The 23,561-nt window shown below is 61.2% G+C and carries 19 protein-coding genes, 1 tRNA gene and 1 pseudogene; 12 read left to right on the forward strand and 9 right to left on the reverse strand.

Going from position 1 to position 23,561, the window contains the following annotated elements; genetic code table 11:
* Nucleotides 1-2 precede the first annotated feature (2 nt).
* The gene (locus DBO86_RS08570; RefSeq protein ID WP_108233202.1) at nt 3-218 is read left to right on the forward strand and encodes a hypothetical protein; all 216 of its coding nucleotides are present in this window, start codon (nt 3-5) and stop codon (nt 216-218) included.
* A 51-nt stretch (nt 219-269) separates the two neighbouring features.
* Here the strand turns inward: DBO86_RS08570 and arsA are convergent, their stop codons facing one another.
* Both arsA and arsB read right to left on the reverse strand, forming a co-directional pair.
* Nucleotides 270-2,024, reverse strand: a complete 1,755-nt coding sequence (arsA, locus tag DBO86_RS08575; protein WP_108233203.1) for an arsenical pump-driving ATPase — start codon at nt 2,022-2,024, stop codon at nt 270-272.
* A gap of 9 nt (nt 2,025-2,033) precedes the next feature.
* Nucleotides 2,034-3,113 (reverse strand): ACR3 family arsenite efflux transporter, encoded by a 1,080-nt coding sequence (gene arsB / locus DBO86_RS08580; RefSeq protein ID WP_208630375.1) that lies wholly within the window; start codon nt 3,111-3,113, stop codon nt 2,034-2,036.
* Nucleotides 3,114-3,222: 109 nt separating this feature from the next.
* Between arsB and DBO86_RS08585 the strand changes: the two genes are divergently transcribed.
* From DBO86_RS08585 to DBO86_RS08620, 8 genes are read left to right on the forward strand one after another with little or no spacing between them, the layout of a single operon-like run.
* Nucleotides 3,223-4,005 (forward strand): metalloregulator ArsR/SmtB family transcription factor, encoded by a 783-nt coding sequence (locus tag DBO86_RS08585; RefSeq protein WP_028238019.1) that lies wholly within the window; start codon nt 3,223-3,225, stop codon nt 4,003-4,005.
* 22 nt (nt 4,006-4,027) lie between these two features.
* Nucleotides 4,028-4,498 (forward strand): arsenate reductase ArsC, encoded by a 471-nt coding sequence (locus tag DBO86_RS08590; RefSeq protein ID WP_108233213.1) that lies wholly within the window; start codon nt 4,028-4,030, stop codon nt 4,496-4,498.
* 18 nt (nt 4,499-4,516) lie between these two features.
* A complete protein-coding gene (arsH, locus tag DBO86_RS08595; RefSeq protein WP_108233205.1) occupies nt 4,517-5,227 on the forward strand; it encodes an arsenical resistance protein ArsH in 711 nt (236 codons plus the stop codon).
* 19 nt (nt 5,228-5,246) lie between these two features.
* Entirely contained in the window at nt 5,247-5,747 is a 501-nt protein-coding gene (locus tag DBO86_RS08600; protein ID WP_108233206.1) for a cyclin-dependent kinase inhibitor 3 family protein, read from the forward strand.
* A gap of 23 nt (nt 5,748-5,770) precedes the next feature.
* A complete protein-coding gene (locus DBO86_RS08605) occupies nt 5,771-6,775 on the forward strand; it encodes an ArsJ-associated glyceraldehyde-3-phosphate dehydrogenase (protein WP_003118381.1) in 1,005 nt (334 codons plus the stop codon).
* An 18-nt stretch (nt 6,776-6,793) separates the two neighbouring features.
* On the forward strand, nt 6,794-8,017 hold the full coding sequence (gene arsJ / locus DBO86_RS08610; protein ID WP_108233471.1) for an organoarsenical effux MFS transporter ArsJ: 1,224 nt from the start codon (nt 6,794-6,796) through the stop codon (nt 8,015-8,017).
* A 27-nt stretch (nt 8,018-8,044) separates the two neighbouring features.
* Nucleotides 8,045-8,845: a class II glutamine amidotransferase gene (locus tag DBO86_RS08615; RefSeq protein WP_074856772.1), complete on the forward strand. Its 801-nt coding sequence runs from the start codon at nt 8,045-8,047 to the stop codon at nt 8,843-8,845.
* A 59-nt stretch (nt 8,846-8,904) separates the two neighbouring features.
* Nucleotides 8,905-9,993: a tyrosine-type recombinase/integrase gene (locus DBO86_RS08620; RefSeq protein WP_146173190.1), complete on the forward strand. Its 1,089-nt coding sequence runs from the start codon at nt 8,905-8,907 to the stop codon at nt 9,991-9,993.
* Nucleotides 9,994-10,113: 120 nt separating this feature from the next.
* Here DBO86_RS08620 and DBO86_RS08625 read toward each other — a convergent pair.
* From DBO86_RS08625 to dapA, 4 genes are all read right to left on the reverse strand, one after another.
* Nucleotides 10,114-10,203 (reverse strand) — tRNA-Ser (locus DBO86_RS08625).
* Nucleotides 10,204-10,321: 118 nt separating this feature from the next.
* Nucleotides 10,322-11,236 (reverse strand): phosphoribosylaminoimidazolesuccinocarboxamide synthase, encoded by a 915-nt coding sequence (locus tag DBO86_RS08630; RefSeq protein WP_371254448.1) that lies wholly within the window; start codon nt 11,234-11,236, stop codon nt 10,322-10,324.
* Nucleotides 11,237-11,434: 198 nt separating this feature from the next.
* Nucleotides 11,435-12,556, reverse strand: coding sequence for an outer membrane protein assembly factor BamC (bamC, locus tag DBO86_RS08635; RefSeq protein WP_108233473.1), 1,122 nt, complete (start codon nt 12,554-12,556; stop codon nt 11,435-11,437).
* A gap of 16 nt (nt 12,557-12,572) precedes the next feature.
* Nucleotides 12,573-13,451 carry a 4-hydroxy-tetrahydrodipicolinate synthase gene (gene dapA / locus DBO86_RS08640; RefSeq protein ID WP_003460631.1) on the reverse strand — a complete coding sequence of 293 codons (879 nt, stop codon included), beginning with the start codon at nt 13,449-13,451 and terminating at the stop codon, nt 12,573-12,575.
* A gap of 246 nt (nt 13,452-13,697) precedes the next feature.
* Between dapA and DBO86_RS08645 the strand changes: the two genes are divergently transcribed.
* On the forward strand, nt 13,698-14,255 hold the full coding sequence (locus DBO86_RS08645; protein WP_003460630.1) for a glycine cleavage system transcriptional repressor: 558 nt from the start codon (nt 13,698-13,700) through the stop codon (nt 14,253-14,255).
* A gap of 146 nt (nt 14,256-14,401) precedes the next feature.
* Complete coding sequence (locus DBO86_RS08650) at nt 14,402-14,875, forward strand: peroxiredoxin (RefSeq protein WP_017679082.1); 474 nt, start codon at nt 14,402-14,404, stop codon at nt 14,873-14,875.
* A gap of 248 nt (nt 14,876-15,123) precedes the next feature.
* Here DBO86_RS08650 and DBO86_RS08660 read toward each other — a convergent pair.
* A pseudogene (locus DBO86_RS08660) lies at nt 15,124-16,099 on the reverse strand (AI-2E family transporter).
* A 239-nt stretch (nt 16,100-16,338) separates the two neighbouring features.
* Nucleotides 16,339-16,578, reverse strand: a complete 240-nt coding sequence (locus DBO86_RS08665) for a sulfurtransferase TusA family protein (protein ID WP_084342373.1) — start codon at nt 16,576-16,578, stop codon at nt 16,339-16,341.
* Between the two features lie 108 nt (nt 16,579-16,686).
* On the opposite strand from DBO86_RS08665, the gene DBO86_RS08670 reads away from it, so the two are divergent.
* Nucleotides 16,687-18,120, forward strand: coding sequence for a M48 family metalloprotease (locus tag DBO86_RS08670; protein WP_074856757.1), 1,434 nt, complete (start codon nt 16,687-16,689; stop codon nt 18,118-18,120).
* A gap of 361 nt (nt 18,121-18,481) precedes the next feature.
* On the opposite strand, the gene DBO86_RS08675 is transcribed toward DBO86_RS08670, so the two are convergent.
* On the reverse strand, nt 18,482-23,323 hold the full coding sequence (locus tag DBO86_RS08675; protein ID WP_108233474.1) for an NAD-glutamate dehydrogenase: 4,842 nt from the start codon (nt 23,321-23,323) through the stop codon (nt 18,482-18,484).
* Nucleotides 23,324-23,561 lie beyond the last annotated feature (238 nt).

Raw genomic sequence — 23,561 nt, forward strand, 5'->3', positions numbered from 1 at the left:
TTATGGCCAGCGAATTCGATAAGCCTGGTTTTGTTACCGAGGTTGAGGATGGTCGTCTCTGGGTTTTCCGCGAAGACTCTCAGGAACTGAAGGACTTCAAAGCCACTGGCGAGCCAGCCAAGCAGTTCACTGATATCGGTTCCGGCCCGAATGGCATGACGGTCAAAGCGGCTGACGAGAAAACCCTCAAGGATTACCTTGAGGTCATCAAGAAGTAAGCGCTTTCAAGCAGAAGGCCCGCAGAATGCGGGCCTTCTCATTGATGCAGATTACTTGCTGAGAGCGAGTAAACGCTCAACCCCTACCGGCTCCTCCGACATGAGCGGAATGACCGCATAGCGTTGCGCGTGCTCCGTCGCGACATGCTCAATATCCCTCAGTTCATTGACCGCCCGTTTATGTAATAGCGGTGATTCAGTCTTTGCGGCTGCCACGCTGTTGTTGATCACCCATGCCCAAGGCTCAATGCCGGCACGACGCAGATCAGCTTGCAGGCCAGCAGCCTCCAGCACAGGAGTGGTTTCGGCCAGGGTCACCAACAGCACCTTGGTTTGCTTAGGATCCTGGAGTTGCATCATCGGCGTGGAAAAGCGCATGTTGCTGCCCGACATCTGCCGAGCAATGTCGCGGTGATAAGCCCCGGTGGCATCCAGTAGCAGCAAGGTGTGGCCGGTCGGGGCGGTGTCCATCACCACGAACTTTTTGCCGGCTTCACGGATGATTCGCGAGAAAGCCTGGAATACGGCGATCTCTTCGGTGCAGGGTGAACGCAGATCCTCGGCCAGCAGCGCCCGAGCCTGCTCATCCAGGCCCGCGCCCTTGGTTTGCATGACGTGATCACGATAGCGCTGTGTCTCGGTATGCGGGTCAATGCGGCTCAGCGTCAGGTGCTCAAGCGTGCCATCCAGTGTCTCGGCAAGGTGCGCGGCAGGATCAGAAGTAGTCAGGTGCACGGGCAGCCCACGTCGAGCCAACTCGACGGCAACCGCTGCGGCCAGAGTCGTTTTCCCGACACCACCTTTGCCCATCACCATGATCAGGCCATGACCATCGGCGGCGATCTCGTCGATCAGGGACTTGAGTCGTGGAGCGTTCAATTCAATCGGCGCACTGGCCGGCGCCTGCGTGCCGTCAGCAGAGCCCTCAAGCAAAAGTTGTCGCAGGGCATCCAGTCCCACTAGGTTGAATGCTTTCAAGGGCAACAGATCGAGCGGCAGTGTTCGCAGCGCTGGCGGCATGGCGGCGACTGCGGCCTGTTCACGCTTATAGACGGCGGCAGCCAGGACATCCTTCTGCGCCTCACTCGCCGGCAGCACGCCGTTGATCACCAGGTACTGCTCTTGCAATCCAATGGCTGCAAGCTCCTCGCGTGTGCGGGCAGCCTCGCGCAGGGTAGCGGCCTGTGCCCTGGCAACCAGAACCAGACGGGTCTTGGCTGGATCAGAAAGCGCCTTTACTGCCTCGCGATACTGGTCACGTTGTTTGTCTAAACCGGCCAACGGCCCAAGACACGATGCATCGCCTTGCCCCGCCTCCAGGAATCCACTCCAGGCCCCCGGCAGTTGCAGCAGCCGAATCGTGTGCCCGGTCGGGGCGGTATCGAAAATGATGTGATCGAAGCGGGCCTTCAGTTCATCGTTGACCAGCAGTGAGGTGAATTCGTCGAAGGCTGCGATCTCGGTCGTGCAGGCTCCCGATAATTGCTCCTCCATGCCTTTGACCACATCAGCAGGCATGACACCCCTCGCCGGGCCCACAATCCGATCCCGATAGGCCTGAGCTGCGCCCTGTGGGTCGATCTCCAGGGCCGCCAGGTTTTCCACGGCAGGCACGGCGGTAATGTGATTGCCGATCTCCAGACCGAATACCTGCCCGACATTGGAGGCCGGATCGGTGCTGACCAGCAGCACTCGCTTGCCCTGACGGGTCAGCTCCAGGGCTGTCGCGCAGGCAATGGAGGTCTTTCCGACCCCCCCCTTGCCGGTGAAGAACAGGAAGCGTGGTGCATTGTCGATAAAGCGCATTCTGACCCCCTAGCGATTGTTGAGGCTGCTCTCGTACCAGTTGCGTGTGCTGTTGACCATGCGTACCAGCCATAGCATCACGGGCACTTCGATCAGTACGCCGACCACGGTTGCCAGGGCGGCACCCGAGTTGAATCCGTACAAGACAATGGCCACGGCTACGGCCAGCTCGAAGAAGTTGGAGGCGCCGATCATGGTGGCCGGGCCCGCTATGTCGTGGCGCACTTTCAGGGTATGGCAGAGCCAGTAACCCAGTGCCGCGATGAACAGCGTCTGCACCAGCAGGGGGATCGCGATGATGCCGATTATCAGAGGTTGCTCGACGATGGACTCACCCTGGAAGGAGAACAACAGAACCAGAGTGGCCAGCAGAGCGATGATGGAAAATGGCGAAATCTTCGCCAGCACATTCTCGAAATAGGCTTCGCCGCGCTTCATCAGTTGAGCCCGCAGAAACTGGGCGATGGCCAGCGGGATGACGATGTACATCACCACGGAAAGCAGCAGGGTGTCCCAAGGCACCGGGATCGAAGAAACGCCCAGCAACAGCGCCACGATAGGCGCAAAGGCAAACACCATGACCAGATCGTTCAGTGCCACCTGGGTCAGAGTGAAGTTGGCATTACCCTTACACAGGTTGCTCCAGACAAACACCATCGCCGTGCAGGGCGCCGCACCGAGCAGGATCAAGCCGGCCATGTAGCTATCCAGCTCTTCGGCGGGCAGCCAGGGCGCAAACACCTGCTTGATAAAGAACCAGCCAATCAGCGCCATGGAAAACGGCTTGACCGCCCAGTTAACGAACAGCGTGACGAACATGCCGTTCTTCTGCTGGCGCACTTCGCTGATGGCGCTGAAGTCGATCTTCATCAGCATCGGAATGATCATCACCCAGATCAGCAGGCCAACCGGGATATTGACCTTCGCCACCTCCAGGGCGCCGACGGCCTGAGCCGCTTGCGGCACAACCAAGCCAAGCACGGTGCCCACCACGATGCACAGGAACACCCACAGGGTCAGGTAGCGCTCAAAAACTCCCAGTTGAGCCCCAGAGGCCTGCTTCATCGCGACTTCACACGCATTTGTCATCTTTGCTGCCTATCCTCGTTCCCTTGGCGCGCAACGCGCCGCATATTCACTTTACTGCATATTCGAAAAATAATATATTTTCTCATGTGCATCTTTGATAGGGATCAACATGAGCCAGAAAAAGCGCGTCCTGTTCCTCTGCGTCGCGAACTCCTCACGCTCGCAGATGGCCGAAGCCCTGCTGCGCCACACCGACTCAGAACATTTTGAAGTCTACAGCGCAGGCTCCGCCCCCACTGAAGTCGACACCCGAGCCCGCAACGCATTGGAGCAGCTTGGTGTTCCCACTGATGGGCTTTACAGCAAGTCCATCGAGCAGGTCGCTGGCGAGCCGTTCGACTATGTGATCACCCTGTGTGACAAGTCCGCCCTGGAGTGCCAGGCACTTCCAGGGGCCGGTGAGTACATCGCCTGGAACTTCGAAGACCCAGCGACCAGCTCGCAGAAAGATGCCTATCGCAAGACCCTGCATGAGATACATGAACGGATAAAGATGTTCGTGCTGATTAAAAGTAAACCGGCGAATGAAGCTTCCACCCTGCATGCCATGTCGCCAACCGAGGTCTTCAAATGCCTGGCCGAGGAAACGCGGGCGCGAATCGCCTTGCTGGTGACCCTGGAACAGGAACTCTGTGTCTGTGAACTGACCTCTGCACTAGAAGAGGCGCAACCCAAGATATCCCGGCACCTGGCCCTGCTGCGCGGCTGTGGTCTGCTGGAGGATCGACGCAATGGTCAGTGGGTGTACTACCGCCTGCACCCGCAGCTGCCGGAATGGGTGACCGATATCCTCAAGCAGACCCTGGACAACAATGCCGAGTGGTTGCGCCAGGATGTGCAGCGCCTCTGGCAAATGCGTGATCGCCCTGGGCGCAAGCCTGCCTGCGATTGAATACCAGGCACTGGGGATGACCATGAACGTTTTGTTTCTCTGCACCGCCAATAGCTGCCGCAGCATCCTGTCGGAGGCCATCTTCAATGCGCTGGCCCCCAAGGGTATGCGGGCCTTTAGTGCGGGCAGTCACCCCAAGGGAGAGGTCAACCCATTGGCCTTGCAGGCACTGCTTGATGCCGGATTCGATGTTGATGGGCTGTACAGCAAATCAACCGATGCCCATCAGGCTCTCGCCCCTGACATCGTCATTACCGTCTGCGACAACGCAGCCGGAGAGGCCTGCCCCGTTTTCTTTGGCCCGGCGACTCGTTGTCACTGGGGGCTGAGTGACCCCTCCGAAGTCAACGGTTCTGAGGCGGAAATTGACGCCGCGTTTGCAGCCACCATCCAGCAGATTCAGACACGCGTGAGCGCATTTATCGCGCTGCCCTTTACTCAACTCGACAGCGATGCGCTCAAGGCCGAGCTGAACAGAATCGGCTCGTTGTAGCCCAAGAGGTACAAACCCATGATCGACAACCTGCCCAACGTCGCCGAGGAGCTGTTTGCCCGCTCTATCCCGACAAACCTGGGCCTCGCCGAAGGCGAGCACAAGCCGCGCATTCTGCTGCTCTATGGCTCCAATCGTGAGCGCTCCTACAGCCGTCTGCTGACCCAGGAAGCGGCGTGCTTGCTGGAAGCCTTCGGCGCGGAAACCCGAATATTCGATCCTTCCGGCCTGCCCATGCCGGACGATGCCGACAGCAGCCATCCCAAGGTCAAGGAACTCATCGACCTGGTGCTCTGGTCTGAAGGTCAGGTGTGGTGTTCACCCGAGCGCCACGGCGCTATGACCGGCGTATTCAAGTCGCAGATCGACTGGATACCGCTGACCATGGGTGCCATCCGTCCCAGTCAGGGCAAGACCCTGGCCGTGATGCAGGTCTGTGGAGGCTCGCAATCCTTCAATGCGGTTAACCAGATGCGTGTGCTGGGGCGCTGGATGCGCATGTTCACCATCCCCAACCAGTCTTCAGTGCCCAAGGCCTACCTCGAATTCGACGAGGCCGGGCGCATGAAACCTTCCAGCTATTACGACCGCGTTGTGGACGTCATGGAGGAACTGGTCAAGTTCACCCTGCTGCTGCGCGGCCACAGCGACTATTTGGTCGACCGTTACTCGGAACGTAAAGAGTCCGCTGAAGAACTCTCCAAGCGCGTCAACCAGCGCGCCATCTGACTACCAGGAAACCCTCTCAATGAATCACCCCTACGACCGGCTCAGCATTCCCGGTATCCAAGGCAAACTCATCTTCACGCCCTGTCCCGGCACCAAAGACAGCAGCCTTGTCGACTCGCTGGCCACGCTGAAACAGGCCGGTGCCTCTGCCGTGATCAGCCTGATGCCGGCAAGCGAACTGGCCTCCAACGAGGCCGAGGACATCGGCAAGCAATGCCAGGCGCAAGACATGGCCTGGTTCCACCTGCCGGTGGCGGATGAGCAAGTACCGCTCGAAGATTTCGGCCAGGGCTGGAAAGCCTGCAAACAGAGCATCCTTGAGCGGCTCAATGCGGGCCAGGACATCGCCATCCACTGCAAGGGCGGCTCGGGACGCACCGGGCTGATTGCGGCGCGGATCATGATCGAGGCCGGCATTCCCCGCGCCGATGCCATTGCCCTGGTGCAAGCCCTGCGTCCCAAGGCTATTCAACACCCTGCCCACATCAACTGGATCACCCAGTTCGATGCTGCCCACTAACTCCAGTAGATGAGTCGAAAAACATGGCTATCAAAATTGGTATCAACGGTTTCGGTCGCATCGGTCGTTTGGCGCTGCGCGCCTCCTGGGACTGGCCCGAGTTCGAATTTGTCCGCATCAATGATCCGGCAGGCGATGCCGCCACCCATGCGCACCTGATCAACTTCGACTCGGTGCACGGTCGCTGGCACCACGAAGCCGGCAGCGAAGGCGATTGCGTGGTGATCGGCGGCAAGCGCATCCAGGTCACCGCCAACAAGGCGATTGCCGACACCGACTGGTCGGACTGCGATCTGGTGATCGAGGCCAGCGGCAAGATGAAGACCGTGGCGGTATTGCAGGCTTACCTGGATCAGGGCGTGAAGCGGGTCGTGGTCTGCGCGCCCGTGAAGGAGAAAGGCGCACTGAACGTGGTGATGGGTGTCAACCAGCAGCTGTTCAATCCAGCCGAGCACCGCATCGTCACCGCTGCCTCCTGTACCACCAATTGCCTGGCTCCGGTGGTCAAGGTGATTCACGAGAACCTCGGCATCCGCCATGGCTCGATCACTACCATTCATGACCTGACCAACACCCAGAGCATCCTCGACACCCCGCACAAGGATCTGCGCCGTGCACGCGCTAGCGGCATGAGCCTGATCCCGACCAGCACCGGTTCGGCCACCGCCATCGCCGAGATTTTCCCCGAGCTGCGCGGCAAGCTGAACGGCCATGCCGTGCGCGTGCCGCTGGCCAACGCCTCGCTGACCGACTGCGTGTTCGAAGTCGAACGGGCCACCACGGTGGAGGAAGTCAACCAACTGCTGAAGGCTGCTGCCGACAGCCAGCTGAAAGGCATCCTCGGCTACGAGGAACGCCCGCTGGTCTCCATCGATTACCGCACTGACCCGCGCTCCTCAATCATCGATGCGCTGTCGACCATGGTCATCAACGGCACTCAGGTGAAGCTGTATGCCTGGTACGACAACGAATGGGGCTATGCCAACCGCACCGTGGAGCTGGCCAAACTGGTCGGCCTGGCCGTTTAACCAAGTAGGGATGCAAGCATGAAGGCGTTGTCAGCCCTGGCCCCGGAGGTCAAACAGTACCTGCTGGTGACCGGCAATTACTGGGCATTCACCCTCACCGATGGCGCCTTGCGCATGTTGGTGGTGTTGCACTTCCACAGCCTGGGCTACAGCCCCTTGCAGATTGCCGCGCTGTTTCTGTTTTACGAGATCTTCGGCGTAGTCACCAACCTGGTCGGCGGCTACCTCGGCGCCCGATTGGGCCTTAATCGCACCATGAATATCGGCCTGGCGATGCAGGTGGTCGCACTGCTGATGCTCACCGTGCCCGCCGCCTGGCTAACCGTGCCTTGGGTCATGGGCGCACAGGCGCTGTCGGGGATCGCCAAAGACCTCAACAAGATGTCGGCCAAGAGTTCCATCAAACTCCTGGTGCCCGATGCCCAGCAGGGCACGCTGTACAAGTGGGTGGCAATCCTCACCGGCTCGAAGAATGCGCTCAAGGGCGTGGGTTTCTTCCTCGGCGGCGCCCTGCTGGCCGTGCTGGGTTTTGCCGGCGCGGTATTGACCATGGCCGGCGTGCTGGCGGTGATCTGGATCGCCAGTCTGTTCCTGTTGAAGAAGGATCTGGGCAAGGCCAAAGCCAAGCCCAAGTTCAAGGACATCCTTTCCAAAAGCCGGGCGATCAACATCCTCTCCGCCGCGCGCCTGTTCCTCTTTGGCGCCCGCGATGTCTGGTTCGTGGTTGCCCTGCCGGTTTACCTGAGCACGGTTTTCGGTTGGGACTTCTGGATCGTCGGCGGTTTTCTGGCCAGCTGGATCATCGGCTACGGCATCGTGCAGTCCTTCGCTCCGGCCCTGACCGGCAAGCGCAGCGGGCATGTGCCCGATGGCCGTGCGGCGTTTCTCTGGGCGGCGCTGTTAGCCGGCATTCCGGTTGCGATTGCTCTGGGCCTGGACAGTGATTTACCCAAGCAGGTGGTGCTGGTGGGCGGACTGCTGATCTTCGGTGCCGTCTTTGCCATCAACTCGTCGCTGCACAGCTACCTGATCGTCAGCTACGCCAAGGAAGACGGCGTGTCGCTGGATGTCGGTTTCTACTACATGTCCAACGCGCTTGGCCGGCTGGTCGGGACGCTGTTGTCCGGCTGGGTCTTCCAGCAATACGGCCTGGAAGCCTGCCTGTGGGTCTCCAGCACCTTTGTCGTGTTGGCCGCGCTGATATCCATCGGTCTGCCCAGGCATCAGCAGTTGGCGAGCTAAGCCAATACCCTATCCGGAGCACGCGCCATGTGTGAGTTGCTGGGAATGTCTAGTCGGTATCCCGCGAGACTGACCTCGTCACTCATGAGTCTGGCAGCACACGCAGGGGGCTCCAGCAGGAACAGCGATGGCTGGGGTGCGCTCTACGATGAGCGCGACGTGGCGGTGTTTAGAGAAGCTGGTCGGGCTAGCGAGAGCCCGCTAGTACAGCTCCTGCTGGCTGGAGGGCCCTGTACGACACTGGCACTGGGGCATATTCGACATGCAACCCAAAGTGCCAGGACGCTGGCTAACACTGCACCGTTTACCCGAGAGTTAGCGGGTCGAATGCACGTATTTGCCCACAATGGCAATTTGCATGGCATTGATCTTTCGCTCGCTTCCGGTTCGTTCCAACCGATTGGCGAGACTGACTCGGAACACGCTTTTTGCGCGCTGCTCGGAAAACTAGAAGCGCTTTATATCAGCGCGGATATGCCAACGCTGAAGCAGCGCCTCGACCTGATTGCGAGCTTTGCCATCGAGTTGCGTAAGCTCGGCCCGGCTAACTTTATGTATGCGGATGGTGATGTGCTGTTTGCCCATGCTGACCGCCGCTTGCAGGTGGACACGGGGCTGGTGGCACCTCCAGCCCTATATCTCTGGCAGACCCCGGCAATGAGTCCCGCGCAACAGCCCACGGATATTTCGCCTGACGCAGGCATTGCGCAGCAGCAGGTAACGCTAATCGCCAGCGTGCCCCTGGCCTGTGAGGGATGGCAGCCAATGAAAGAGGGTGAAATCATTGCCGTGCGTTCAGGCGAGATACTTGAAACGCTGTTTATCTAAGCGAAGTTTATTCGCCTAACTGCGGGGACTACCAGCGCCGATTTCCGGATTCCGTCAAAGTGACTAAAGCCGTGGAGGTTGATCAGGCGCAAAGTCCTCTTCCTGCCCAACCTGCTATCGCTGTACCCGTTGAGGTGCCTTCCGCGCCGACCACTGACTGCTTGACGGTGAAAGAGGGCGTCATGCTCTGGCTGCGCGTGGCAAAGAGCGGGACGGCGTCGACCACGTACCTCAATTACAAGTGCAAAGCAGGCCATGTGATTCGCTACTTTGGCGATACACCCATCAATCAAGTAACGATTCAGGATCTGAGACTGTTTCGTAACCACCTGGTGAAACCCGAGGACGGCTCCAAGGGGCTGTCACCGAAGACGGTTAACGACGTATTGACCGTGGTTAGAGGCGTCTGGGCAGACGCCAAATCAAACGACCTAATTTCGAGCGATCACATGAAAAACATCCACAACCACAAAGTAAAATACAAAAGCCTGGCAGACCCGTTCACCCGCGCTGAAATCAAAAGGATCCAGCATGCAGATCCTCTGAGGCTTCGCGAGGCGCGCGTGGTCGTGATGAATTGCTGGGCCGGCCTATCACGCTCTGAACTGATGGCACTGGCCCGTGAGGACGTGGATCTCGATAACAAGCTAATCCATGTACGCCGCGCCTACGTGGACGGTATCTACCGTATTCCGAAAGAAGAAAAGCGTGAGCGCTATGTTGAGCTGATCAAGCCAGCAGCGGAGTTGATGGAACTCATCCTGCAAGACACCACCGGTTGCCTGGCCCAACAGATTGAGGTCACCCAGCGCGACAATCTGACCAGTGAATCCGAGTGCGTCACCTTCCTGTTCCGGGACTGGACGACGGGTATGGCATGGCACCCTGACCACCTGGATGAATGGTTCAAGGATCACCTGGTCAAGTCCAAGGTGAGCCATCGGGGCATCAACCAATGCCGTCATACGTATGCGAGCCAGGCCTTGTCCTGCCACGTCGAACTGGAGTGGCTAGCGAAACAGCTGGGCCATGCCGACACGACCATGATTAAGAAACACTATGCAAAGCTGATCCCGACTGATACCAAGCGGATGGGCAGTGCGGTGTCTGAGAAGATGGGATTTGGGGAGGATTGGAGCGGTATATAACGGTTTGGGGGAACAGGTTTTTGCCCCCATTTGCCCCCAATTTTGCCCCCAAGCGTTTTTTCGCTTTCCTGAAGACAAGAAAAAGCCCCGTAACTCATTGAATTACGGGGCTTTTTAGTATGGCGGGAAGATAGGGATTTGAACCCTAGGTGCCATTGCTGACACAACGGATTTCGAATCCGTCCCGTTCGACCACTCCGGCATCTTCCCAAGCGGCGCGAATCATAACAGCTGAATGCGCTTTGGCGAAGCTTATTTTGAAAATTTTTCGTGTTCTATCAGGCGCTTGTGAAAAAGTCAGGGGCTGCCCGGCCTTCTCTCGCAGGGCTCAGGCGGTCAGGCGGGTCAGCGCTTCGCGGTACTTGTCAGCGGTTTTTTGCACGACGTCTGCCGGTACGGCCGGGGCCGGGGCTTGCTTGTTCCAGCCGGTGGATTCCAGCCAGTCGCGCACGAACTGCTTGTCGAAGCTCGGCGGGTTGCTGCCTTCGGCGTAGCTGTCGGCCGGCCAGAAGCGGCTGGAGTCCGGGGTCAGCACTTCGTCCATGAGGGTCAGGGTGCCGTCTTCGTCCAGACCGAATTCGAACTTGGTGTCGGCGATGATGATGCCGCGGGTAGCGGCGTACTCGACAGCCGTGGTGTACAGCTTGATTGCAGTGTCGCGCACCTGGGCAGCCAGTTCGGTGCCGATGATGGCTTCACACTGCGCGAAGCTGATGTTCTCGTCATGATCGCCCACGGCGGCCTTGGTCGAGGGGGTGAAGATCGGTTGCGGCAGTTTGGCCGCTTCCTTCAGGCCTGCCGGCAGGGCGATGCCGCACACGGTGCCGCTCTTCTGGTATTCCTTCCAGCCGGAGCCGACGATGTAGCCACGCACGATGGCTTCCACGGCGACCGGCTTGAGGCGCTTGGCGACGACCGCACGGCCTTCGACCAGCGGCAGCTCGGCGGCGGACACGACGTCTTCGACCTTGTCACCGGTGAAGTGGTTGGGCACCACGCCAGCAAGCTTGTCGAACCAGAAGTTGGAGATGGCGGTGAGGATCTTGCCCTTCTCCGGAATCGGTTGTTCGAGGATGACGTCGAATGCCGACAGACGATCGGTGGCCACCATCAGCATGCGCTTGTCGTCGATTTCGTAGAGGTCGCGGACCTTGCCCGAGTAGATCTTCTTCAGGCTCAGGGTGGTGGGTGTGCTCATGTCGGCATTTCCGTTTCTGGCAAACGGGTATGCCGCGAGAGGCATCCCGAATGATGAAAGCCTTCGCGGCATGCCCTCCCTCATCCGGCGCTTCGCGCCACCTTCTCCCGGAGGGAGAAGGACTGAAGGAAGACGTCGCTGCGCGACTTTCACACTAACAAGGCGAAACCTTTGCGGGTTTCGCCCATCGATTAACGGCTGGAGCGCGCTGCAGGCCATTTTTCAACGACCTGCTGGCGCCGATCAGCCGAGATTATCCTGGATCAGGCTCAGCACGCGGCGCGATACATCGGCCGGGGCTACGGTGTTGAGGTCTTTTTCCACGGTGACCTGGACGCCATCGCCAACCGGAGTCAGGCGCACCTGATAGCGCTCGGCGCGGGCTTCGATCTCTTCCTTGCTCGGCGCGCTGCCGAACATGCGACCGAAGAAGCCTGGCTTCTCTTCGTTGATCTGAGCGCCTTCGGCCATGTTGATGTAGTACAGGCCAAGGCTGCGGTTGAGGTCGTCGACGCGCACGTTGCCGAGCTCCAGCGAACGGCCGACGCCAGACCAGGCGCGGTCGAAATCGGCGCCGAGGTTGAGCACCGGGTTGCCGTTGCCGTCTTCGCTCAGGCTGACGCGGCTGGGCGCATCGTAGTCGCGTGCTGCGAGCAGCGACACCGAACCGCCCTGCTCCACACCACGGGCCATGCTCACCAGCATTTCGTCGAGCAGTGCAGCCTCGAGATTGGCGTTACCGCTGCCGGCCACGAAGTCGACATCGGCACTGCTGCCGGCGTTACGCACGGCGCTGGTGACGAACACTTCACTGGTGTTGCGCTGTACGCCCGGCTCGATACGCACGCGCACACGGGTTTCGGCGTCCGCCGCAACGCCGGAAACACGGCTGCTCAGACTGCGCGCCATGCTCGTGGAGAGCTCATCGAAACGCTGCCAGGAGGTGATGAATTCACCGGTTTGCGGACGCTCGCTGGCGATGCGGAAACCGTTGTCCTCGAAGAACTGACGCACCAGCGGCCAGACTTCGGCCGGCACGCGCTGGGCCACGACCCAACGCGAATCGCCGCTGCGCTGCAGGCTGAACTCGCGCTCGTCGGCACGTACCTGCAGGCCTTGCGGGCGCGGCACTTCGAACTCAGCGGGGGTCGCGGTGCTGCTGGCCACCTGGGCAGGCACCGGCAGCAACGGGTCGAGGCGCTTGGCCTGGACATCGGCCGGCAATCGCATCGGTGCAGTCTGACGCGCGTCCAGGTAGTCGCTGCCGCGATCACGGAAGTAGCCATTTTCACCCCAGAGCCAGCCACAACCGCTGGTGCTGGAGACGATCAGAGCAAGGGCGGAAAATCCGGCCAGTCGCTTCATGCGTAGAATCCTTGAGTTAAGCCAATACACCGCACTGGCGCATGGCCTGGCGCAGCGGTTCGTGACAGCGCGGGCTGAGCCAGGTCAGCGGCAGACGAATACCGTCGCCCATCAGGCCCATTTCGTGCAGCGCCCATTTCACCGGAATCGGGTTGGATTCGAGGAACAGTGCCTTGTGCAGCGGCATCAGACGGTCGTTGATGGCACGGGCGATGGCAGCCTCGCCACGCATGGCGGCGGCGCACAGATCGCTCATCGCACGCGGCGCAACGTTGGCGGTGACGGAGATGTTGCCCTTGCCACCCAGCAGCATCAGCTCGACAGCGGTGGCGTCGTCACCGGAGTAGACGAGGAAATCCTTGCTGACGCGATCCAGTACATCCTGGGCGCGCTGCAGGTCGCCGGTGGCTTCCTTGATGCCGATGATGTTGTCGATCTTCGACAGGCGCTCGACAGTCTCCGGCAGCATGTCGCACACGGTACGGCCCGGCACGTTGTAGAGGATCTGCGGGATCGAGACGGCTTCGGCGATGTGGCGGAAATGCAGGTACAGGCCTTCCTGGGTCGGCTTGTTGTAGTACGGGGTGACCAGCAGGGCGGCGTCGGCGCCGACTTCCTGAGCGGCACGGGTCAGCTCGACCGATTCACGGGTGGAGTTGCCGCCGGTGCCGGCGATCACCGGGATACGGCCGGCAACCTGCTTGACCACGCGCTTGATCACTTCGATGTGCTCGGGCACTTCCAGCGTGGCGGACTCACCCGTGGTGCCGACCGCGACGATGGCATTGGTGCCCTCTTGCAGGTGGAAATCCACCAATTTGCTCAGGGCCTCCCAATCCAGACCACCCTGCGCATCCATGGGCGTGACCAGTGCCACCATACTGCCCGCAATCATGCAACCGCTCCTGCCGGAAAATTTGAGCCGTAATGGTACTGGTGCCACCAATCCGGCACAAGCAACGGACAAGGGCTTATCAGGTCGTTTGCACATGACCTGCGTTTTCCGCGACCGGCTATCGGCGCATGCCGTCGTGCGATGCACAAGGCTTCGCCATTCCCCTCGGCGGTGCTTTTCGCTAACCTGCTGTCTTTGGTCTGCGGCTTCTCGCGCGTGGACCGTTCATCGCTTTAGGAAGGCTGCATGTCCACCCCCCTCGTTCGCGAACAATTCCTCGTCATCAGCGCTCTCGGCCGCGATGCCATGGCCCTGACCAACCTGCTCAGCCGCACCAGCCATGAGAACCGTTGTGCGGTGATCAGCACTCGCCTGAGCCGTCACGGTGAATTCAGCGCCCTGGTGCTGCAGGTGTCCGGTAGCTGGGATGCCCTGGCGCGCCTGGAGTCGAGCCTGCCGCTGCTGGCCAAGAAGCATGATTTCAGCGTGGATCTGGCGCGCAGCGCTGCCGCCGAAGTGCGCCCGCAGGCGCTGCCATATGTAGCTTACGTCAGCGCGGTGTACCGCCCGGACATTCTCAACGAGCTATGCCAGTTCTTCATCGACCACCGCGTCGAGCTGGAAGCCCTGACCTGCGACACCTACCAGGCGCCGCAGACCGGCGGCACCATGCTCAACGCCACCCTGACCGTGACGCTGCCGGCCGGTACACAGATCAGCTGGCTGCGCGATCAGTTCCTGGATTTCGCCGATGCGCTGAATCTTGATGCCTTGATCGAACCCTGGCGCCCGCAGAATCCATGACGATCTGCTGCGCGTCGGCCCTGCTGCGTTAGAAACAGGTTCGGCCTGCTCATTTACAACTCGTAAACTCCGCGGCCTCACCTGTTTCTGCCTTGCATGGCTCTAGCTCGCGAGATCGCCGACAACCTCTAAATGAAGGAGTTTCCATGCCCGTTGAACTCGACAAAGCCGTTGCCGACTTCCAGGCCGAGGCCACCAGTGGCCAGCAGGTAAAGCTGTCCGCCCTCAAGGGCCAGCAGGTCGTGCTGTATTTCTACCCGAAGGACGCGACCCCGGGCTGCACCACCGAGGGTATGGACTTCAGCGCTCGCTTCGAGCAGTTCAAGGCGGCCAACACGCTGATCTTCGGCGTGTCGATGGACAGCCTGAAGAAGCACGAAAGCTTCAAGTGCAAGCAGGCGTTCCCCTTCGAGCTGATCAGCGACGAAGAGCACCAACTGTGCGACCTGTTCGGCGTGTACCAGTTGAAGAAGAACTACGGCAAGGAATACATGGGCATCGTGCGCAGTACCTTCCTCATTGATAAGGACGGCGTGTTGCGTGAAGAGTGGCGCAACGTCAAGGTCGCCGGCCATGTCGACAAGGTGCTGGCAGCCGCCGAAGCCCTGAACAAAGGCTGACCCCCTGCCCTGCACATGAAACGCCGCGACGGCCAATGGCCGTCGCGGCGTTTTTGTTGGGAGGTAGCCTGGTTTGAGCTGTGCAAAACCCGGCGCTCAGCCAAGCATCTACGCGCCGTATTTGTAGGAGCGGCGCCCCGCCGCGAACATGGATGGCGCGCAATTGACGAGCTTCGCCCCGGGGCGGGGCTCCTACGCAAGGCCGCGCTGGAACCCTTATTCCAGGCACAGCCTTTGCCATCGACGCCTTATTCGGCGGACACCGGCTCGGTACGCGGCCAGGCGTTGATCACGGCCTTGAACAGGGTCGCCAGCGGAATGGCCAAGAACACGCCCCAGAAGCCCCACAGCCCGCCGAACAGCAGCACCGCGCAGATGATCGCCACCGGATGCAGGTTGACCGCCTCGGAGAACAACAGCGGCACCAGCACGTTGCCATCGAGCGCCTGGATGATCCCGTAGACCACCACCAGGTAGAGGAACTGATCGCTCCAGCCCCACTGGAACAGGCCGATCAGCGCCACCGGCACGGTCACCACCACCGCGCCGATATAAGGCACCACCACCGACAGGCCGACCAGCAGGGCCAGCAGCGCGGCGTAATTGAGGCCCAGGTAGGCGAAGGCGATATAGGTGACCACGCCGCAGATGATGATCTCGATGAACTTGCCACGGATGTAGTTGGCGATCTGCTGGTTCATTTCCTGCGCCACCTGGGTAATCAGTGAGCGCTCGCGCGGCAGGTAGCTGCGAAACCACTGACCGATCTGCTCGCGGTCCTCGAGGAAGAAGAACACCAGAATCGGCACCAGTACCAGGTAGATCATCACGCTGACCAGCATCGGCAGGCAGGACAGGGAGAACGACAGCGCCCACTGCCCGAACTTGCCAGCTTCGCCGCGCATGCTGTCGATCAGTTGCACGACCTGCGCGTCGGTGATCAGGTTCGGGTAACGCTCCGGCAGCAGCAGGAACACCGATTGCCATTCGGCGGCCATACGCGGCAGTTCATTGAACAGCGTGCTCAACTGTTGCCAGAGCAGCGGCATCAGCACCAGCAAAAACACCGTCAGGCCGCCCATGAACAGGGTGAACACCAGCCACACGGCGAGCACCTGCGCGAGCATGCCGGGTCAGTACCACGGCGAAACCGAGCACCAACAGCACCACCGCCTGCTCGTCGGAGAAGTAGCGGTGCAGCCAATCGCGTAAAACCTTGACCATCAGAATTCCTTAACCCGGGAAAATACCGGCTCACTCGTACGCCAGGTGCGTGAAAAATGACGTGCACGGCCGGCGAACGGCGACAGCGCATATGTTTCATTCCGCTACAGCGGTTGCAGAACCTGTTCACGATCTCGCGAGCTAGAGCTATGCAAGGCAAAAACAGGCGAGAAAGCGGAGTGTACTTTTGTACATGAGCATTCCGAGCCTGTTTAGCGCAGCAGATCATGAACTGGCTCTCAAGCCTTGCGCAGCCAGTAACGGTACACCCCGCCCTCCACCTCTTCGTGCAGCAGGGCATGCCCGGCCAGGCTGGCGAAAGCGCGAAAGTCGCGCTGCGAGCCGGCGTCAGTGGCGCTGACCTTGAGCACCGCGCCACTGGCCAGGTGATTGAGCTCGAGCTTGGCCTTGAGCAAGGGCAGCGGGCAGTTCAGCCCGCAGGCATCGAGTTCAGCATCGAAAGCCGGTACGTCTGTCATCGTCTACTCCTGATAGGTCGGCTAGGATACCCAAGCCGCCACAACCCTGGCCAGCGCGGTAGCTGGCCGGCTACAGTAACGCCTTTGCCGCCCGAGAGCCCTGAGTGCATGACTTTTCTGCGCCCCACCCTGCTGACGCTGGCCTGCCTGTTCGCCGCCCACACGGGTGCCAGTGACCTGCCGTCGCTAGGCGACGCCAGCTCCTCGATCGTCTCGCCCCAGCAAGAACACCAGCTCGGCCGTGCCTGGCTCGGCCTGCTGCGTGGTCAGGTTTCGCAGCTGGACGACCCGCAACTGAAGGATTTCGTCGAGTCCAGCGTCTATCGCCTGTCGGAAACCAGCCAGCTGCAGGACCGCCGCCTGGAGTTCGTGTTGCTCAACAGCCCGCAGCTCAACGCCTTCGCCGCCCCCGGCGGGATCGTCGGGGTCAACGGTGGCCTGTTCCTTTATGCCCAGACCGAAGCCGAGTACGCCTCGGTCATGGCGCACGAATTGGCGCACTTGTCGCAGCGCCACTTCGCCCGTGGCGTCGAGGCCCAGCAACGCATGCAGCTGCCAATGATGGCGGCCATGCTCGCCGGCATTGTCGCCGCGGCGGCCGGCGCCGGCGATGCCGGCATGGCAGCGATCATGTCGACCCAGGCCGCTGCCATTCAGGAACAACGGCGTTTCTCCCGGCAGAACGAACAGGAGGCCGACCGCATTGGCCTGGTCAACCTGGAAAAGGCCGGCTACGACCCACGCGCCATGCCGCTGATGTTCGAACGGCTGATGCGTCAGTACCGTTACGACGCCCGCCCGCCGGAATTCCTGCTGACCCACCCGGTGTCGGAATCGCGTATTGCCGACACCCGCAACCGCGCCGAGCAGTACCCGGCCACAGGCCGCGCAGACAGCTTGCGCTACCAGTTGATGCGCGCCCGCGTGCAACTGACCTACGAAGAGACGCCGGGCGTTGCGGCCAAGCGCTTTCGCGCCATGCTCGACGAGAACCCTGGCCTCGATGCCGCACGCTACGGCCTGGTACTGGCGCAGATGAAAACCGGCCAACTCGCCGAAGCCGGTGAAACCCTGGCGCCGCTACTGAGCAAGAGCCCGGACGACATCACCTACAACCTGGCGCAGATCGAGCTGGATATGGCGGCCAATCGCCTGGACGCCGCCGAGCGTCGTCTGGAGCGCATGTTCACCCACTACCCGAGCAACTACCCGTTGCAGCAGGCTCGCGTCGATCTGCTGCTCAAGCAGCAACGCATCGCCGATGCCGAGCGCGCCCTGGACAATCTGCTCAAGACTCGCGCCAAGGACCCGGACGTCTGGTATCAGGTCGCCGAGGTGCGTGGCCTGAGTGGCAATACCATCGGCCTGCACCAGGCACGCGCGGAGTTCTTCGCCCTGGTCGGCGACTACAACCAGGCCATCGAGCAGCTGGACTTCGCCAAGCGCCGCGCCAGCAACAACTTCCAGCTGGCCTCGCGCATCGATGCCCGTCAGCGCGAGCTCTCCGAGGAGAAGCGCCTGGTCGAGCAGATGCTGCGCTGATCCGGAGCATGGCGGTGCGGTGCGCGCACCGATAACGGCGTGGTAGCGCAGATGCAATCCGGGACATCGGCGGCAAATTCCCCGGATTTCATTGGGCTACGTAAGCCTGTGAATACCGCCCTACAAAAAGAAGCCCCGCACTTGGCGTAATGCTGTTCACTTAAGGTTGCACACGTTTGGCTCCCCTCTCCCATTTATGGGAGAGGGGCTGGGGGAGAGGGCAGAAAACACCTCAAAACTGCCAGTTTCCCCCTCTCCCTAACCCTCTCCCCGGAGGGGCGAGGGGACTGATCGAGCTCGACCGTTTCTTAAGTGAACAGCATTACGCACTTGGCGGGGCTCTTTTCTTTCAGCGCACGGCTCAGGCGCTTTGCGCCAGGTCCATCAGCTCGCGGTTGGCCACCGCGTACATGGCGTAGTCGGTGCCGGTCGCCGAACGCAGCTCGGTCAGCATCGCCTTCCAGCGGTCGACCAGGCGTTGATGCTGATCGAGCCACAGGGCCACGCGCGCTTCGATCTCCTGCGGACCGTCAGCCATCTGCAGCACCGACACGGTAATCGCACGCTGCTGCCAGTCCAGATCGTCACGGAAGGCCTCGCGGGCCAGCGCCTGCCAGTTGTTCTCCACCGGCAAGTTAGTGATCTGCTGCAGGTACCAAGACAGCTCAAGCGCACCGCCCACGGCGAAGTAGGCCGTCGCCACCTCACTGGTGTCCTTGCCGGTGACATCCGCCGCTTCGATGATCGGCAGCAGCGTGTACAGATGGCTGGTGCCGGCGACCACGCGCGCCAGCTCCTCCGGCGTACCGGCCTCGACGAAGCTCTGGTAGCGCGCCAGCCACTGCTCACGGGCCGGGCCTTCGAGCAGTTCGTCCAGACGGCCGACCAGCGCCTCGATGCGCGGTGCGAAATGCGCCACATCACGGGCAGCGTCCAGCTCGTTACGGCGGCTGCGCAGGAACCAGCGCGTCGCGCGACGGCCCAGGCGCATCAGCTCGTCCATCAGTTGCAGCTGCAGCTCGGCCGGTACCTTGTAATCCAGCGCCTCAATCTGCGCCCACCAGTGCGACAGGCGGAACAGGTCACGCACGATCACATAGGCACCGGCGACGTTGGCCGCACTCATGCCAGTGGACTCCTTCAGGCGTTGCACGAAGGTGATGCCCATGTGGTTGACCAGGTCGTTGGCAATCTGCGTGCTGACAATCTCGCGCTTGAGGCGATGGCGGCGCATGGCGTCACCGAACTTCTCGGCGAGGATCGCCGGGAAGGCGGTTTCCATCTCGCGCGCCAAGTAGTCGTCATCCGGCACCTGGGATTTGAGCAGCGACTCCTTGAGGTCGATCTTGCTGTAGGAGATCAATACCGACAGTTCCGGACGAGTCAGGCCACGGCCACTGGCCGCGCGCTCGTTGAGTTCTTCATCAGACGGCAGAAACTCCAGCGCACGATCCAGCTTGCCGGCAGCCTCCAACGCATTCATCAGGCGCTTGTATTCGCTTATGCGCTCGCGGGCACGACGCTCGGCCAGCGACAACGCCTGGGTCTGCTTGTAGTTGTTGCCGAGTACCAGCTCGGACACATCACCGGTCATCTCGGCCAGCAGCTTGTTGCGCTGTTTGCCGGTCATATCGCCGGCAGCGACGATTTCACCGAGCAGGATCTTGATGTTCACTTCGTGATCGGAGCAGTCCACGCCGCCGGCGTTGTCGATGAAGTCGGTGTTGCTGGCGCCGCCATGCAGGCCGAACTCGACGCGACCGAGCTGGGTCATGCCCAGGTTGCCGCCCTCGCCCACCACCTTGGCGCGCAGCTCGCAGCCATCCACGCGCAAAGCGTCGTTGGCCTTGTCGCCGACGTCAGCGTGACTTTCCTTGCTCGACTTGACGTAAGTGCCAATGCCGCCGTTCCACAGCAGGTCGACCGGGGCCTTGAGCAGCACGTTGAGCAGCTCGGTGGGCGCCAGCTTGTCGGCGGCGATATCAAAGCGCGCCTTCATCTGCGGGGTAATGGTAATGCTCTTGGCGCTGCGCAGGAAGATGCCGCCACCTTCGGAAATGAGCTTGGCGTCGTAGTCGGCCCAGCTCGAACGCGGCAGCTCGAACAGACGCTTGCGCTCGGCGAAGCTCTTGGCCGCATCCGGGTTTGGGTCGATAAAGATGTGCATGTGGTTGAAGGCGGCCACCAGTTGCAGCTTGTCCGACAGCAGCATGCCGTTGCCGAACACGTCGCCGGCCATGTCGCCGATGCCGATCACGGTGACGTTGTCCTTCTGCACGTCGATGCCGCGCTCGCGGAAGTGACGCTGCACCGAGACCCAGGCACCCTTGGCGGTGATGCCCATGCCCTTGTGGTCATAGCCGGCCGAACCGCCGGAAGCGAAGGCGTCGCCGAGCCAGAAGCCGTACTCGGCAGCGATGCCGTTGGCGATGTCGGAGAAGGTTGCGGTGCCCTTGTCCGCCGCTACCACCAGATAGGGGTCATCGGCGTCGTGGCGTACGACGTTTTGCGGCGGTACTACCTCGCCTTCCTTGAGGTTGTCGGTAATGTCGAGCAGGCCGCTGATGAAGATGCGGTAGCAGGCGATGCCCTCGGCCATCACCTCGTCACGCGAACCGCCGACTGGCATCTTGCGCGGCACGAAGCCGCCCTTGGCGCCCATCGGCACGATCACCGCGTTCTTCACCTGCTGCGCCTTGACCAGGCCGAGCACCTCGGTACGGAAGTCTTCCTCGCGGTCCGACCAGCGCAAGCCGCCGCGGGCGACGTCGCCGAAGCGCAGGTGCACACCTTCGACGCGCGGGCTGTAGACGAAGATCTCGAACTTCGGCACCGGCCGCGGAATCTCCGGGATCAGGCGCGGGCTGAGTTTGAAGCTGAAATAGGACTTGGCCGCACCGCTGGCATCGGCCTGGAAGAAGTTGGTGCGCAGGGTGGCTTTGATCAGGTCCAGATAGCGACGCAGGATGCGGTCTTCGTTGAGTACGGCGACGTTGTCCAGCGCGGCGAGGATGGCCTGTTCGAGCTTCTGCTGCTTGTCTTCCAGATCCTCGGCGGTGAGCTTGCGCGCGAGGTAGAAACGGGTGCGGAACAGGCGCACCAGCTCCTTGGCGATGTTGGCGTGGTTGATCAGGGTCGCAGCGATATAGCTGAGGTCGAAGCCCAGGCGGATCTGCTTCAGGTAGCGCGCGTAGGCACGCAGCAGCGCCACTTCACGCCAGGGCATGGCAGCGGTCAGCACCAGGCGGTTGAACGCATCGTTCTCGGCATCGCCGCCGACGATGTGAATGAAGGCGTCCTGCAGGGTGTCGTTGAGCTGCTGGATGTCGACGTCCAGGCCTTCGGCGTAGGTGAAGGCGAAGTCGTGGATCCAGAATTCGCGGCCGTCATTGCGGCGCAGCTTGTAGGGGAACTCGCCAAGCACGCGCAGGCCGAGGTTCTCCAGAATCGGCAGCACGTCGGACAGCGGCAGCGGCGTGTCGGCGTGATACAGCTTGCAGTGCAGTTGCTGCCCTGCCTGGGCCAGTGGCTGGTAGAAGCTCATCACCAACGGCTTGTCGTTGCTCAGGCTGAGCAGGTGCTGCATGTCCACCACCGCCGAATGCGGGGCGAAGCGCTCGCGGTAGCCGGCCGGGAAGCCGCCGGGGAATTCGGCCAGGACGTTGGTACCCTGGGCTTCGCCGAGGCTTTCGACCATCAGGCTGGCGTAGTCGTCCTTCCACGAACGGCAGGCCTGGATGACCTCCTTCTCTAGAAGCACGGGGTCGATCTGGGTCTTGTTCTTCGGGTCGACGCGCAGGATGAACTGCACGCGTGCCAGCACCGACTCGGAGAAGAAGGTCCAGAACTCGCAATCGGTGGCCTGCAGGCGCTCCATCAGCACCTGCTGGATCTTCATCCGGGTTTCGGTGGAGTAGACGTCGCGCGGCACATAGGCCAGGCAGTAGCAGAAGCGGCCATAGGGATCGCGGCGCAGGAACACGCGGATCTTGTTGCGCTCCTGAATCTGCACGATGGACAGCGCGGTGTTGAACAGGTCATCCACCGGGGTCTGGAACAGGTCGTCGCGCGGCAACACTTCCAGTACCTGGGCCAGTTCCTTGCCCAGGTGGGCGCTGCTGTCGAAGCCCGAACGCTGCTTGATCACATCCACCTTGCGGCGGATGTAGGGGATGTTACACACGCTCTCGGCGTACACCGCCGAAGTGTACAGCCCCATGAAACGGCATTCCTTGATCACATTGCCCTTGACATCGAGCTCACGGATGGAGACGAAATCCGGGTAGGCCGGACGGTGCACACGGCTCGGCACTGCGGCCTTGGCGAAGGACAGCAACTGCGGTTCGCGCAGGTAGGCCACCGCCTCCGGTTCGATATGCAGCTCCTCGGCGGATAAGCCGGTGCGCAGGCGCTTGGACAGACCCAGCAGGGATTTCTCGTCATAGACCATGCTGCCGCCATCGGCAGTCGGCGCAACGGTGAACTCCTCATAGCCGAGGAAGGTGAAATGGTTGTCCAGCAACCAGTTCAGGTAGACCTTGATTTCATCCAGCTCGGTCTTGTCCACCTTGAGCTTGGCGCGATCCAGCCAGGCCAGCAGCTCACGCACCTTGGCCTTCATCGGCTGGAAGTCGGCAACGCTCATACGCACGTCGCCGAAGACTTCGTGAATGGATTTCTCCAGGGTTTTCAGCTCGGCCGCACTGGAGCAACGGTCGATTTCCAAAAACATCAACGCTTCGTGCAGCACGCCCTCGCCCTGGGTGCCGCGCGGAAGGATTTCCAGCAACTGGCCGTTCTGGTCACGGCGTACGCTGAACACACTGTTCTGCAGGGTGTGAATGCTGTAACCATGGCGGTTGAGCTCCATGCGCACCGAGTCGACCAGAAACGGAATGTCGCCATGGAGGATTTCCACCGCGGTGTGGGTGGACTGCCAGCCGTGCTTCTCGTAATCGGGGTTGAACGCGCGTACCTGCGGCTTGGCGTGATCGAACTGCTCCAGCATGCGCCAGGCCGACAGGGTGCAGCCGACCAGGTCGGACAGGCGCCGCTGGGTCAACTCTTCAAGGGCGATGATGCCGAAGAACTGTTCGGCGAACAGGGCTACTTGTGGCAGCGCCTGCTCACTCACGTACTGTGCCAGGGCCGCTTGCAGTTGGTGCTGGAAGTCGGCTTTGCTGGCCGCCGTAAAGAACGCCATGGTTTTGCTCCATTGGGCTAGTGGCTCGACAGGAGGTCTGGATCGCTGCCGTGAGGTGTTAGTTCAACGTTAGTCCATGAAGCGACGATGACACTTGCGAGTCGCATGCGGACCGGCGTGAAGGGAGTGACCGACTGGTCACATATAGCCAGCGAGCTTAACGAGAGATGGCCCGCAACCGCTTGCGGCGCTGCGACATTTTCTTTCAAGGCCGCACCGATGCGGTGCACGACAAGCC

The sequence above is a fragment of the Ectopseudomonas oleovorans genome, from assembly GCF_003052605.1.
GTDB classification, from domain to species: domain Bacteria; phylum Pseudomonadota; class Gammaproteobacteria; order Pseudomonadales; family Pseudomonadaceae; genus Aquipseudomonas; species Aquipseudomonas oleovorans_A.